The following is a 12999-nucleotide window of genomic DNA, read 5'->3' as shown; positions in this document are numbered from 1 at the left end:
CCGCCCATCTGGGTGAAGGTGGAGGTCGACCGATCCATCCACACCACCATGTAGTGGCAGCCGATGCCGGCCACCGCACGCGAGCCTTCGGGCACTTTGGTGCTGGTGTTGTGCGGGCAGCCGCTGCAGAAGAAGGGCAGGCGGTCGCCGCTCTCGATGCTCATGGTTTGCAGCGCGCGGTCTTTGGCGTCGATCAGCGCGAGGCGGGCGTCGATGCGTGAAGCAGTGTCGGTGTCCACGCCCAGCTTCTTCAGCCGTTTGCCGATGGCCTTGGCGATGATCGCGGGCGTGAGGTCGGCCTGCGCGCGCAGCAGCCAGTTGCCGCCCGGGTTGGGCTGCGACCACTCGCCGCCGCTCTGGTCGCCGTCGGTCTCGTCGAACTTGCCGAGCACGTTGGGCCGCACGTCGGGGCGCCAGTTGTAGAGCTCTTCTTTCAGCTGGTATTCGATGACCTGGCGCTTTTCTTCCACCACCAAAATCTCTTGCAACCCTTGTGCAAACTCGCGCGTGATGGTGGCTTCGAGCGGCCACACCACGTTGACCTTGTGCAGGCGGATGCCCAGGCGGCGGCAGTCGTCGTCGCTCAAGCCCAGGTCTTGCAAGGCTTGCCGCGTGTCGTTGTAGGCCTTGCCGGAGGCGATCAGGCCGAAGCGGTCATTGGGGCCGCTGATCACGTTGTGGTTCAGCTTGTTGGCGCGCACGTAGGCCAGCGCCGCGTACCACTTGTGGTCCATCAACCGCGCCTCCTGCTCCAGCGGCGCGTCGGGCCAGCGGATGTGCAGGCCACCTTCGGGCATCACGAAGTCTTCGGGCAACACGATGTTCACGCGGTCGGGTGCCACGCTGATGCTGGCCGACGATTCGACGATCTCCTGGATCGTCTTCATGCCCGCCCACACGCCCGAGAAGCGGCTCATTGCAAACGCATGCAGCCCCATGTCGAGAATGTCTTGCACGCTGGACGGGAAGAACACCGGCAGCCCGCACGCCTTGAAGATGTGGTCGCTCTGGTGCGCGGCGGTGGAGCTCTTGGCGATGTGGTCGTCGCCGGCCAGCGCGATCACCCCGCCGTGTTTGGCGGTGCCGGCCATGTTGGCGTGCTTGAACACATCGGAGCAGCGGTCGACTCCCGGGCCCTTGCCGTACCAGATGCCGAACACGCCGTCGAACTTCTTTGATTGCGGATACAGGTCGAGCTGCTGTGTGCCCCACACCGCGGTGGCGCCCAGCTCTTCGTTGACGCCAGGCTGGAAGACGATGTTTTGTGCCGAGAGGTGTTTCTTGGCCGCCCACAGCGCCTGGTCGTAACCGCCGAGCGGCGAGCCGCGGTAGCCGCTGATGAAACCACCGGTGTTCAGCCCCGCCAGCGCATCGCGTGTGCGCTGCAACATGGGCAGGCGCACGAGGGCCTGCACCCCGCTCATGAAAGCTTGGCCCGTGGGCAGCGAATATTTGTCGTCGAGCGTCACGCTCTCCAGGGCTTTGCGGATGGCTTCCGGCAGCGGTGCGTTCATGTGTTCTGAAACTCCTGGTGAAGTGCGTTGCAGCAGCTCGTGACCGCTTGGCGCAGAGAGGCAAATGTGATGGGTCAGTGTAGAGATTTGGCCTCTTCATGTCCTTTCTTTGTTTGCCGCTGAGAGGGGTCTTGCGGCAATAATCTTGCGCTGCAAAGTCTCCTGGAGATGAGATGACGCTCAAAAAGCCGTTCCCAGGGAAAACCAGCAAGACCCACGACGAGGCCGAGCCACCCCACGGCGACGACCTCGACCGCTACGACGTGCTCATCCTGGGCGAGCTGCAACAAGACGCACGCCTGTCGAACTCGGAGCTCGCGGCGCGCATCGGCCTGTCGGCCGCACCGACCTGGCGGCGTGTGAAATGGTTGGAGGAGCAGGGCTTCATCACCGGTTACCGCGCCGAGCTCGACCGCCGCAAGATCGGCCTGGGCGTGCTGGCCTTCGTGCGGGTCGACGCCGAGCGCAATACCGGAATCGCCACACGTGCGCTCGAAGACGCCATCCGCAAATTGCCCGAAGTCATTGCCTGCCACTACATTTCAGGCACCGGCACTTTCGAGCTGCAAGTCATGGCCACCGACCTGGATGCGTTCTCTCGTTTTTCCATCGAGACCCTGCTCAACCTGCCGAACGTCAAAGACATCCACACCAGCTTCTCGCTGGGTGAGGTGAAAGCCGTCGCCGCATTGCCGCTTGGGCACTTGCAAGCCGCGAGATCGCGCTCGCGCTGACCCGCTCTTTGTTGATGCCCATGACCCGCCTGGTCGACCGCTTGCTCGGCACCGAGCCCAAACAGCGGCTGCGCCTGGTGCAGTGCGGCACCGCCATGCTGCTGGTGCTGGGCAGTGTGCTCAACATGCATTACCTGGTGTGGGCCGGGCTCGCACCGGCCGTGCCCACGGCGTGGTGGACGCTGGTGCTGGTAGGCGGCTTTGCGGTCTTCTTCATCACCATCCGCAGCGGGCGCAACCTGCGTTACGCGGAGCCCTCGCTGACCGTGCCGCAGATGGGGTTTGCCATTTTGTGCGGTGCGATCGGGTACGCCATTGCGGGGCGCGGGCGGGGCGGGGCCTTCCCCATCCTGATGGTGATCTTCATGTTCAGCATGTACTCGCTGCCGCCGGCCACGGTGTTGCGCACGAGCTTTTTTGCGGTGGCGGTGTTCGGCATCACCATGCTGGTGATGGCCCACCGCAACCCGGCGGTGTATGAGCCGGCGGTGGAGTGGGGCCACTTCATCATGATCGCCATCATGGTGCCGGCCATCGCGGTGCTGGCCGGGCAGCTGAGCCGCTTGCGCGACCGGCTGCGCCGGCAGAAAAAAGACATTGCGGTGGCGCTCTCGCGCATCCAGGAGCTGGCCACCCGCGACGAGCTCACTGGCCTCATCAACCGCCGCCACATGCTCGAGCTGATGGAGCAGGAGCGCCAGCGCGGCGTGCGCTCCGGCCAGTCGTTCTGCATCGCGGTGATCGACATCGACGACTTCCGCCACATCAACGACCAACACGGCCACGCATTTGCCGACCAGCTGCTGCGCCGTTTTGCCAACGAGGCCCTCAACGTCATCCGCATCTCCGACCTGCTGTGCCGCTGGGACGGCAAGGAGTTCTTGCTGATGCTCTCCAACACCCGTGCTTCATTGGGCCGCGTGAGCCTGGAGCGTCTGCGCGAGCGCATCAAAGCGCTGCCGGTCGAAGTGCAAGGCGCCGCCATGCACATGAGCTTTTGTGCCGGCGTCACCGAGCACCGTGCCGGCGAGACGGTGGCCGACACCGTGCAGCGCGCCGAACATGCCTTGCTCAATGCCAAGGCCGGCGGCCAGAACCGGGTCGTGCTGAGTTGACGGCACAGCCCGCGCTGCCTTGGCGTCACCTGTTGCTGGCCTTGGCGGTGGTGGCGGTGTGGGGCACCAACTTCGTCGTCATCAAGCTGGCGCTCGCGCAGCTGCCGCCGCTCTGGTTTGCCGCGCTGCGTTTTGCGCTGGCCTTCTTTCCGGCGGTGCTGTTGCTGCCACGGCCGGCCGTCTCGTGGCGCAACCTCGCGGCTTATGGCGTGTTGCTCGGCGTGGGCCAGTTCGGTGTGTTGTACCTGGCGATGAAGGGCAACATCTCGCCTGGCCTCGCCTCGCTGGTGATCCAGACGCAGGTGTTTTTCACCATCGTGCTGGCCATGCGTGTGGCGCGCGAACAGGTGCAGCCTTACCAATGGCTGGCGTTGGTGCTGGGCGCGGCAGGCATCGGCGTGATCGCGGCCCACACCGATGGCGACACCACCGTGCTCGGCCTGCTGATGGTGCTGGGCGCGGCCTTCTGCTGGGCCTGCGCCAACATGGTCAGCAAGCGGGCGGGCAGCGTCAACATGCTGTCGTACGTGGTCTGGTCCAGCATCACCGCTGTGCCGCCCTTGGTGGTCTTGTCCTTGATGTTCGAAGGCTGGCCTGCCATCGACGCCGGCTTGCGAAACGCCGACGCGGCCACCTGGGCGGCGGTGGCCTGGCAGGCCTTTGGCAACACCCTCTTCGGTTACGCCGCCTGGGGCTGGCTGCTGGCGCGCCACCCGGCGGCGAGCATCACGCCGATGGCCTTGCTGGTGCCGGTGTTCGGCATGGCGGCGGCCAGCGTGATGCTGGCCGAGCCGCTGCCCGGCTGGAAGCTGGGTGCGGCGGCGCTGGTGTTGTGCGGCCTGGCGCTCAACATGCTGTGGCCGCGGCTGAAGGCGGTGTTCTCCAGATAGGCGCGGTGGCATGGCGTTTGCACTGCCCTGGGGAGTGTGGGTCCCCTGAGGTGGTGCATGTTGTCCGAGCTGAACCTTCCGTCACGCGCTTCTGCCACGCCAGCCCGCGCGTCGCAGGTGAGTGCGGCCTGGAGCGAGCGGCTGCAGCTGCTGCTCGAATCCACCGGCGAAGGCATCTTCGGCATCGACCTCGCCGGCCATTGCACCTTTGTGAACCGCGCCGCGGCCGAGATGTTGGGCTACCGCACCGAGCAGGTGCACGGTCGCAACATGCACGAGCTGATCCACCACACCCACGCCGACGGCCGCCACTACCCCGAGTGCGACTGCCCCATCTTCAACGCCTTTCGGCGCGGCCTGCCGTGCCGCATCGACAGCGAGGTGCTGTGGCGCGGCGACGGCAGCTCGTTCAGCGCCGAGTATTCGTCGCACCCGATTCTTGAGAACGGCCAGGTGCAAGGCGCGGTGGTCACCATCGTCGACATCACCGAGCGCAAGCGCGCCGAGGCCCAGCTGGCGCAGGCGCGCGAGCAGCTGGAAAAACGGGTCGAAGAACGCACGCACGAGCTGACCCAGGCGCTGGGCCAGTTGCGCGAGCTGTCGGCTTACCTCGAGACCGTGCGTGAAGAAGAGCGCACCCGCATCGCGCGCGAGATCCACGACGAGCTGGGCTCGTTGCTGGTGGCGTTGAAGATGGATGTGAACTGGCTGGAAAAGCGCATCGACGACAAGCCGCCGCTGCAGGCCAAATGCCTGGGCATGGGCCGCTTGATCGACCGCGCGGTCGACAACCTCGGCCGCATCATCACCGACCTGCGCCCCAGCATCCTCGACCACCAGGGCCTGTGGGCCGCGCTCGAATGGCAGGCGCAAGAGTTCATCGAAACCACCGAGCTGCGCCACGAGCTGCGCGTGCATGTGCATGCCGGTGTCGAGCCTCCCGCCGGGCCGCAAGGCGAGCGCTGGGCGATTGCGGTGTTTCGCATCTTTCAAGAAATGCTGAGCAACGTGGCACGCCATGCGCGGGCCGGCTCGGTGCGCATTCACCTGTATGTGGACGGGCCGCCGCAGCCGGTGCTGCACCTCGAGGTGCGCGACGACGGTGTCGGCGCCGAGCGTGCCGCGCTCGACGACCCGCGCAGCTACGGTGTGATGGGCATGCGCGAGCGTGCCGGCCATTTCGGCGGAACACTTTTCATCGACAGCACGCCCGGCCACGGCACCGTCGTGTGCCTGACCATGCCGCTGCCGGAGGTCACATGAAACCGATCCGCGTGTTGATTTGTGATGATCACCTCATCGTGCGCCAGGGCATCCGACAGGTTCTCGCCGATGCGGCCGACATCGCGGTGGCCGGAGAAGCCGCCAACGGCCCCGAGGCGCTGACGCTCGTGCGCGAAGGTGGCATCCACGTGGTGCTGATGGACATTGCCATGCCGCACCGTGACGGGCTCGACGTGCTGCGCCAGCTCAAGAGCGAGTTCCCCCGGCTGCCGGTGCTGATGCTGAGCACCTACCCCGACAAACAGTACGCCGTGCGCAGCATGAAGCTTGGCGCCGTGGGCTACCTCAACAAGAGCGCCGACTCCGAGCAGATGATCGGCGCCATCCGCAAGGTGGCCGCCGGTGGCTTGTTCATCACACCGGCGGTGGCCGAACAACTGGCGGGCGCCATCGGGGCGGGCCGAGCCGAAGATGCGCCGCTGCACGAGCGCCTGTCGCACCGCGAGTACCAGGTGTTTCGCTTGCTCAGCCAGGGCCGCAGCGTGGGCGAGATCGCCGGGCAGCTCTCGCTTTCACCCAACACCGTGAGCACCTACCGCGCCCGCATTCTTGAAAAAACCGGCGTTCGCAACGACGTGGAGCTGGCGCTGTATGCCGTGCGCCAGGAGCTGTTGCAGGTTTGAACCTAGACTGCGTGCCATGCCTGCTCCTTACACCGTTGAACAACCCACCCGCGGCGACATCGACGCGCTGGCGGGCGCCGCCGTGCTCGATTTCGGCACCAACTGGTGCGGCTACTGCCGCGCGGCCGAGCCGATTGTGGTGGCGGCCCTGGCCGAGCACTCGCAGGTGCGCCACCTGAAGGTCGAAGACGGCCCCGGCCGACCACTCGGCCGCTCGTTCGGCGTCAAGCTCTGGCCCACGTTGATCTTCCTGCGCGACGGCCGCGAAGTGGCCCGCCTGGTGCGGCCCGGCGACGGCGCGGCCATCGGCCTGGCACTCACGCAGATCGCCGCCGCCTGACCCGCCACATCGACACGGAACCTTTGCTCCGCGCGGCGGGTCGATGAGGCTTCGCTTCATCACCTGCTGCTGCCATGACGCATCACACCCCCACCGCCGGCCTCTCGCGCCGGCGTTTGCTCGCCGCTGGTTTGATGCTGGGCAGCTTGCCCGCCTGGGCACAAGGCCTGCCTCAAGCCACCCACCGCGAGATTGATTTGGATTGGCTCGACGTTGGCCGCGAGCGCCCGGTGCCGGCGCGCTTGTACTGGCCTCGCGCGACGAGCGGCACGGTGCCGCTGGTGGTGTTCTCGCACGGCATCGGCGGCTCACGCCGTGGTTACAGCTACCTCGGTCGCCATTGGGCCAGCCACGGGTATGCGAGCCTGCATGTGCAGCACGTGGGGAGCGACTCGGCGCTGTGGGGCGGCAACCCGTTCGCGGTGGTGAGCCGCTTGCAGGCGGCGGCGCAAGAGCGTGAGGCGATTGCCCGCGTGAAGGACGTGCGCTTCGCACTCGACCGCGTGACCGAACTCGCACCCCACCAGCTCGGCGCGGCGATCGACACACGCCGCATCGTGGCTGCCGGCCACTCCTACGGCGCCAACACCAGCCTGCTGGCGGTGGGCGCCCGGGTGACGCGCGGCGACCAATGGCTTGAGTTCCGTGACCCCCGCTTCACCGCTGCGGTGGTGATCTCGGCGCCGCCTTTCTACGGTGAAAACGACCTCCGGTCGGTGCTCGGCCGTGTGGCCGTGCCCACGCTGCATGTGACCGCGACAGAAGACGTGATCCAGATTCCCGGCTACCGCTCAGGCGCCATGGACCGCCTGGCGGTGTTCGACGCGGTGGCCGACCGGCGCAAGCTGCTTGTCGTCTACGAAGGTGGCTCGCACAGCATCTTCACCGACCGTGGGGGCACGGGTGGACATGCGTTGAATCCCCGGGTGAAAGCGGCCACCAAGGATCTGGCGCTCGCGTTTTTTGCGCGCAGCTTCGAGGGCGACGCGGCACACCTCACACGCTGGGGCGAAACCTGGAAGTCGCTGCTGGCGATGCCGCTCGAGGTCAGCTGAGCTTCGCTGATTCCTGAAACCACCCGGCCCCTCCCTGCGTTCGGGAATACAGGCTCAGCCCGAACGGTGGTGTGGAGAGGCCCCGCACCATAAGAAAAGCCCGCAACCATTGCTGGCAGCGGGCTCGGTCTTCCGGGCAAAGGGTCGATCACTCTTTGGTGATTGCAACCTCGACGGTTTCTCTCAGCGCTGGGGTACGGGTTCCCTTCTGTCCGCCCAATGGTGCGGCCGGTTGGCACTGTGAACGGAGCGGAGTGTAGTTGAGGCCGCGCAGTTCATTTCACTGAAGAGCCCGGCTTTCATGGGGCTTCTCTGAAAAACCACGGCCTTCACACCGGCCAGCGCACGGTCGCGTCGAGCCCCGGCGACGCGTTGCGCAAGACCAATGAGCCGCCGTGCGATTGCGCGACCAGGCGGCACAGGTAGAGGCCCAGGCCCACACCGCCGGTGGCGCGGGTGCGCGCCACGTCGGGCCGGTAGAAGGGTTCGGCCAGCCGCGAGAGCTGATCCTCGGGCACACCGGCGCCGTGGTCGCGCACGCTGAAGCACACCGCATCACCCTCGACCCAGGTGCTCACCATCACAGGCTCGCCAGCGCTCGCGCCGTGGCGGCAGGCGTTGTCGATCAGGTTGCGCAGCAGCAGCGTGGCGCGCGGGCGGTCAAGCTGCAGCACGGGCAGCTCGTCGGCCAGCGAGAGCTGGATGGGCTGGCTCGCAAAACCGGTGGCCACCACCTCGCGCAGCAGGGTGTTGAGGTCGGTGGCCTCGCGCTTGAGCGCGGCGGGGCCGGCGGCCAGGCGCTCGCCTTCCAGCAGGTCGGTGATCAGCTCGCCCATCAACGTGAGATCGCGCAGCAGCGCTTGCCGCTCGGTGCTCTCGGCCGACAGCTCGGCATTCAAGCGCGCGCGCGTCAACGGAGAGCGCAGCTCGTGGCTGATGGCCAGCAGCAGCGCGCGCTGGTTCTTCAGCATGCCGTGCAGGCCGGTGGCCATGTCGTTCACCTGCGTGGCCAGGTCGCCCAGCTCGTCTTTGCGGCGCACGGGGATCGGCGCGTCGAAGCGGCCTTCGCCATAGCGCAGCGCACCGGCGCGTATGTCGTCGAGCGGGCGGAACAGGCGCCGCACCGTGGCATAGGCCAGCAGCGTCAGCAGCAGCAGGCCGAAGAGGGGCACCAGCCCGCGCCAAGGGTGGCGCTCACGCCAGATCACGTCGCCCAGGCCGAACTGGATGCGGTGGCCGTCGGCGGTGTTGCGGCTGAGCATGCCGCGGATCTCGCCCTGGCCGTCTTTGTCGCCCTTGTCATTCATCCAGCCACGCTCATGGCGGTGGCTCGGGTGCGAATCCCACTGCACCAAAGGGCCGTCGATGCGCACCGACACCGGCAGCCGCGCCACCAGCGCCTGCGCGCGGGTCACGTCCGGCGGTGAGCCGACTTCAGTGGCCAGGCGATCCACGTAGTCCGACAGCAGCGGCTTCACCAACAGGGTGAAGCTGCCCGTCAAGGCCATGCGGGTGCCGCCCACGAACACCACCACCGTGCCGATGGCGAGCAACAGAAACAGCGCCACCAGACGCCAGCGCAGCGAGTGCCTGAAGCGCTGGTGCCAACGCTTGTGCGCTTGCAGATGAGCCCGCACACGCGCTCTCACGACAACGGCACTCCGGCGAAGGTGTAGCCCGCGTTGCGCAGTGTCTTGATCAGCGGCAGCGGCTCCAGCTTGCGGCGCAAGCGGCTGATGAGGATGTCGACCGCGCGGGTGAACAGGTCGGCATCGCGGCCGCGCAGCTTGTTGAGAATCTCGTCGCGGCTGAACACCCGCCCCGGCTCGCGCGCCAGCATCACCAGCAGCTCGAACTCGGTGCCCGTGAGTTCGAGCAGCTCACCCTGGCGGCGCACCTCGCGGCGCAAGAGGTCGACCTCGAGCTCATCGAACAGCAGCTTGCCGTTGGGTGGGCGGTGCATCTCGCCACTGCTGCGCGAGCGCCGCAGAATCGTTTGCAAACGAGCCGCCAGCTCGCGCGGCTCGAAAGGCTTGGGCAGGTTGTCGTCGGCGCCGAGTTCCAGGCCGACCACACGGTCGGTCACGTCGCCACGCGCGGTGAGCATCAGCACCGGGATGTCGCTGCCGTGGCGGATGCGCCGGCACACCTCGAAGCCGTCCATCTCGGGCAGCATCACGTCCAGAATCACCGCGTCGTAGGCCTGTGCCGCCAGCCGCGCCAGGCCCTGGCTGGGCAGCGCGGCGTGGTCGAGCTGCATGTCGAAACGCTGCAGGTAGGTGGCCAGCGGCGGCGCGAGGTCTTCGTCGTCGTCGATCAACAAGATGCGGTGCATGGGGCGGGATGCTGACACAAGGACAGCGCTACAACCACCGCCGTGTGCTCGCAACATAGTCATGCCACCAGCCACCAAAGCGACGCGCCATCTGCGCTTCTTCATCCGGAATGTGAACCGCGTTCACGACCGTGGCAAACAGCAGCGCACTCACTGCCAACAGCGGCGTCCCCAGCCCCAGCGCCGCGCCCAGCAGCAGCGTGGTGATGCCAAGGTACATCGGGTTGCGGCCGAACCGGTAAGGCCCTTCTTCGATCAGTTGCAGCGGCGTCTCGCTCGGCCGCACCGGGGTGCCTGCCGCTCGAAACAAAGCCCAGGCCCACACCATCGACACCAAGCCGGCGGCGGCGAGCAGCGCGCCCGCCACCGGCGCGTGGCCCCAGGGTGCGCCGCTGCCCCACAGCGCGTAGTGGCCGGCCCCTGCGCTGGCGGCGAGTGCCAGCGCGATGCCGGGCGGCCGCCAGCGCAGCGCGCTCAGGCGCGGCGTGACGGCGCGTGCCGCCACCACCGTCACGCCACGGCCAGGCTCAACCGCGCCAGCCATGGCGGCCACCACGGTGCTCCAGCAGCCCGCGCAGCTTTTGCTGTTGCTCCGGCTTGAGGCTGTCGTAGAAGTCGGCCGCGGCGGTCACGAGCGCGGGCGAGCCTTCGCGCAGCGCCACGGTTTTGGCGTCCACCATCGCCAGCGCGCGGCTGCGGTCAAACTGCGGGCCGGCCAACATCAACTTCAGCTCGGCGTGTGGCTCGCCGCCCTTGGCGACCATGGCCTTGCGCTGGGTTTCGAGCGCACTGGCCAGCATACCGAGCTTGGCCTGTTGTGCCGCGTCGAGATCGAGCTTGCGGCCCGCGCGCTCGACCATCTTTTCGCGCCACTCTGCGCGGTCTGCGTCCGTCATGTTGCCGCCCCAGGGGCCGTGCGAGCGGTGCGAACAAGCGGCCAGGCCGCCAAACAGAACGGAAGCGCCAAACACGCCGATCAGCGTGCGTTTGATCCAGGTTTTCATGGGGTGCCCTTTCAGGTCGGTTGAACATGAAGGCATGGTCGCGGGGCGCCGTGTTGTTGTCCTTTCTGGGAGGGATCGGTTTGTATCGTTTCTTTTCACCGGGTGAGGGGCACACCTGCTCGGCAAGCTTGCGCCCGGCGAATGCAAGGTCAGCCAGCGACCTGTTCCAGCGCCACCATTGCCAGCACCGCCGTCATGCCAATGATGTCGATGGTGGTCAGAGAGCGCCATCGGCGCACCATCAAGGTGGCCATGGGGAACAGCAGCGCGGCGAACACCAGCCATTCGAACGGTGGCAGGCACAAGCGCGCGAGGAACCACAGCCAGGCGCCATGCACCGCAAAGCCCCAGAACTCGCCGCGTGTCGCCGTGCCATGCCATTGCACCGACTGCCGCCAGCCCGAGGCCACCGCTTCGATCCACGAGATGCCTTCCTCGTCGAGTACGCGGTGCAACACCGTCAGCGCCATCAGGCCCATCACGATGAACCCCAGGTAGAACAGCACCGCGAGGCCGCCCACGATGGGCCGGTTCCAACCGTCACCGCTGGTGGGGTTGGGCCCCACGATGCTGATGAATGAAAGCACCGTGATGCCCAGCACCACGGCCGCACCTGCGAAGGCCACGGCCACCCGCGGCCACCCCATGCGCCGCAGCACGCGGCCGGCAACGAACAGCGCCAGCGTGGCCCCGGTGATCTGCAGCGCTGCGACGAGACCGTCGGAACGCTTCGCCCATTTCTGCCGCAGCGTGGGCTTCAACTGGGGCTCGGCCATGGACCGGCTGCCGGCCATCCACTTTTTCTGCGGGTCGTTCAAGGCTTTCTTCCACGCGTCGGACCAGTTGCGCGGCACCGGCCTGCCATCGAGCAGCCAGGTGGCGAGGCGTGTGCGTCCGCTGGCCGTCTCGGCCTCGGTGGGCCACAGCACCGGCTTGAGCAGGCCCAGGCGGGCCTCGGCCACGCGTGCGGGCAATGCCTCGCGCAGGCTGGCGTCACCGTCGGTTTCGCAAATCACGTCCTTGGTGGTGCCGTCGCGGATGACACGCCGTTCGACGCGCTGCGGGGTGCCGGCCAGCGTGTCAATGCGGCACAGCAGCGGGGGCAGCGCCGGCTCGCCCGGCAGCTCCAGCGAGGCTTCGTGAAAGGGCACCGCCTGCAGGCTGCTGTTGCGCAGGCGAAGGGTCAGGTACATGCGCGGGCGTGGAGCGGTCGTCGCCCATAACCCGGGGCCTGCACGCACCAGCTCGCCGTTGGCCGCTCGGCCTGCCAGCGATTGCAGCCCTGGCGGCAGCTGGGTGGTGACGCCCTGCCATTCGAAGGCGATGTTTTCATACACGCGCTGCCATGCGGCAGCGTCGGGCTCGTCGCGGCGTTTGGCCCCGCTGTCGATGGCTTGGCCGATGGTCAACAGCAGGTCATTCGGTTTGCCGTTCACCGATTCCAGGTACAGGTGCAGCAGCTCGCGCTGCAGGGCTGCGGCCTCCTCGGCCTTGCCCATCTCTTTCAGCAGCGCGATGAGGCTCATCGCATCGGTGGTGCTGGCGCCGATCTTGGTGGCGCGCACGGCTTGCATGAAGCTGGCTTCGTCGGATGCGGCTTCGGCCGTGCCCGGCGATAGCGATGACCACAACAGCAGGCAGCTCAGTGCGAGCAAACGGAACATGTGTCTCTCCTCCCCAGGTGTCGGAAGGGAGGATACGCGTGGCCTGCGCGGTACCAGTTGCATGGGCCACGTGTAGTTCCACCCCTACAAAACAACCCCCGCCGCCACGATTCCGCTGCACCCCCGTCGTCCCTAGCATCCCGTCATCCATTCGAAGGGAACCCGCATGCGTGACGCCGACCGCTCCACCGACAGCAACCGTTTCGACCCCTACAACGCCGAGCGCCCGCTGTTGATGCGCTGCGCTTGCGGGCAGCACGCCTCGGCCGATGAACACCACAGCGCGCTCAGCGCTGTCAGCGAACTCAAGCGCCGCAGCGAGACCAGCGAGTTCGAGGCCTACTCCAACGACTTCATCGAAGCCTCCCTGGTGAAGGCGCTGTTCCCGCAAGACGCCATGCGCCGTCGCTTCTTGCGCGCGGTGGGCAAGGGCGGTGCGAT

At 67.1% G+C, this 12999-nt stretch carries 12 protein-coding genes and 2 pseudogenes; 8 read left to right on the top strand and 6 right to left on the bottom strand.

Going from position 1 to position 12999, the window contains the following annotated elements; translation table 11 throughout:
- A pseudogene (locus RMO40_RS10480) lies at nucleotides 1-1514 on the bottom strand (indolepyruvate ferredoxin oxidoreductase family protein); the annotation flags it as partial.
- A gap of 173 nt (nucleotides 1515-1687) precedes the next feature.
- Here RMO40_RS10480 and RMO40_RS10475 point away from each other — a divergent pair.
- The 7 genes from RMO40_RS10475 (at nucleotide 1688) to RMO40_RS10445 (ending at nucleotide 7555) form a co-directional block, all read left to right on the top strand.
- A complete protein-coding gene (locus RMO40_RS10475; RefSeq protein WP_309720275.1) occupies nucleotides 1688-2248 on the top strand; it encodes an Lrp/AsnC ligand binding domain-containing protein in 561 nt (186 codons plus the stop codon).
- Nucleotides 2249-2262: 14 nt separating this feature from the next.
- The gene (locus tag RMO40_RS10470; RefSeq protein WP_309720269.1) at nucleotides 2263-3363 is read left to right on the top strand and encodes a diguanylate cyclase; all 1101 of its coding nucleotides are present in this window, start codon (nucleotides 2263-2265) and stop codon (nucleotides 3361-3363) included.
- 14 nt (nucleotides 3364-3377) lie between these two features.
- Complete coding sequence (locus tag RMO40_RS10465) at nucleotides 3378-4253, top strand: EamA family transporter (protein WP_309720280.1); 876 nt, start codon at nucleotides 3378-3380, stop codon at nucleotides 4251-4253.
- Between the two features lie 57 nt (nucleotides 4254-4310).
- Complete coding sequence (locus RMO40_RS10460) at nucleotides 4311-5516, top strand: PAS domain S-box protein (protein ID WP_309720266.1); 1206 nt, start codon at nucleotides 4311-4313, stop codon at nucleotides 5514-5516.
- Nucleotides 5513-6160, top strand: coding sequence for a response regulator transcription factor (locus RMO40_RS10455; RefSeq protein WP_309720261.1), 648 nt, complete (start codon nucleotides 5513-5515; stop codon nucleotides 6158-6160). The genes RMO40_RS10460 and RMO40_RS10455 overlap by 4 nt, the downstream gene beginning before the upstream one ends.
- A gap of 16 nt (nucleotides 6161-6176) precedes the next feature.
- Nucleotides 6177-6500, top strand: a complete 324-nt coding sequence (locus tag RMO40_RS10450) for a thioredoxin domain-containing protein (RefSeq protein WP_309720258.1) — start codon at nucleotides 6177-6179, stop codon at nucleotides 6498-6500.
- A 74-nt stretch (nucleotides 6501-6574) separates the two neighbouring features.
- Entirely contained in the window at nucleotides 6575-7555 is a 981-nt protein-coding gene (locus RMO40_RS10445; protein ID WP_309720255.1) for an alpha/beta hydrolase, read from the top strand.
- A gap of 329 nt (nucleotides 7556-7884) precedes the next feature.
- Here RMO40_RS10445 and RMO40_RS10440 read toward each other — a convergent pair whose 3' ends face one another.
- From RMO40_RS10440 to RMO40_RS10420, 5 genes are all read right to left on the bottom strand, one after another.
- Nucleotides 7885-9204: an ATP-binding protein gene (locus tag RMO40_RS10440; RefSeq protein ID WP_309720252.1), complete on the bottom strand. Its 1320-nt coding sequence runs from the start codon at nucleotides 9202-9204 to the stop codon at nucleotides 7885-7887.
- A complete protein-coding gene (locus RMO40_RS10435) occupies nucleotides 9201-9890 on the bottom strand; it encodes a response regulator (RefSeq protein ID WP_309720250.1) in 690 nt (229 codons plus the stop codon). The genes RMO40_RS10440 and RMO40_RS10435 overlap by 4 nt, the downstream gene beginning before the upstream one ends.
- A gap of 28 nt (nucleotides 9891-9918) precedes the next feature.
- A complete protein-coding gene (locus RMO40_RS10430; protein ID WP_309720247.1) occupies nucleotides 9919-10434 on the bottom strand; it encodes a methyltransferase in 516 nt (171 codons plus the stop codon).
- Nucleotides 10418-10894: a Spy/CpxP family protein refolding chaperone gene (locus RMO40_RS10425; protein ID WP_309720242.1), complete on the bottom strand. Its 477-nt coding sequence runs from the start codon at nucleotides 10892-10894 to the stop codon at nucleotides 10418-10420. Before RMO40_RS10425 ends, RMO40_RS10430 begins: the two co-directional genes overlap by 17 nt.
- Before the next feature lie 149 nt (nucleotides 10895-11043).
- Nucleotides 11044-12558 (bottom strand): hypothetical protein, encoded by a 1515-nt coding sequence (locus RMO40_RS10420; protein ID WP_309720240.1) that lies wholly within the window; start codon nucleotides 12556-12558, stop codon nucleotides 11044-11046.
- Nucleotides 12559-12724: 166 nt separating this feature from the next.
- On the opposite strand from RMO40_RS10420, the pseudogene RMO40_RS10415 reads away from it, so the two are divergent.
- Nucleotides 12725-12999: pseudogene (locus RMO40_RS10415) on the top strand (nitrate ABC transporter substrate-binding protein); the annotation flags it as partial.

The organism is Rhizobacter sp., from assembly GCF_031412075.1.
Taxonomy (GTDB): Bacteria; Pseudomonadota; Gammaproteobacteria; order Burkholderiales; family Burkholderiaceae_C; genus Rhizobacter.
This window is presented reverse-complemented; position numbering and strand designations above follow the sequence as displayed.

Coding starts and splice junctions, on each gene's coding strand:
- RMO40_RS10475 (WP_309720275.1), top strand. CDS start 1,688: ATGACGCTCAAAAAGCCGTTCCCAGGGAAAACCAGCAAGACCCACGAC.
- RMO40_RS10470 (WP_309720269.1), top strand. CDS start 2,263: ATGCCCATGACCCGCCTGGTCGACCGCTTGCTCGGCACCGAGCCCAAA.
- RMO40_RS10460 (WP_309720266.1), top strand. CDS start 4,311: ATGTTGTCCGAGCTGAACCTTCCGTCACGCGCTTCTGCCACGCCAGCC.
- RMO40_RS10455 (WP_309720261.1), top strand. CDS start 5,513: ATGAAACCGATCCGCGTGTTGATTTGTGATGATCACCTCATCGTGCGC.
- RMO40_RS10450 (WP_309720258.1), top strand. CDS start 6,177: ATGCCTGCTCCTTACACCGTTGAACAACCCACCCGCGGCGACATCGAC.
- RMO40_RS10445 (WP_309720255.1), top strand. CDS start 6,575: ATGACGCATCACACCCCCACCGCCGGCCTCTCGCGCCGGCGTTTGCTC.
- RMO40_RS10435 (WP_309720250.1), bottom strand. CDS start 9,890: ATGCACCGCATCTTGTTGATCGACGACGACGAAGACCTCGCGCCGCCG.
- RMO40_RS10430 (WP_309720247.1), bottom strand. CDS start 10,434: ATGGCTGGCGCGGTTGAGCCTGGCCGTGGCGTGACGGTGGTGGCGGCA.
- RMO40_RS10425 (WP_309720242.1), bottom strand. CDS start 10,894: ATGAAAACCTGGATCAAACGCACGCTGATCGGCGTGTTTGGCGCTTCC.
- RMO40_RS10420 (WP_309720240.1), bottom strand. CDS start 12,558: ATGTTCCGTTTGCTCGCACTGAGCTGCCTGCTGTTGTGGTCATCGCTA.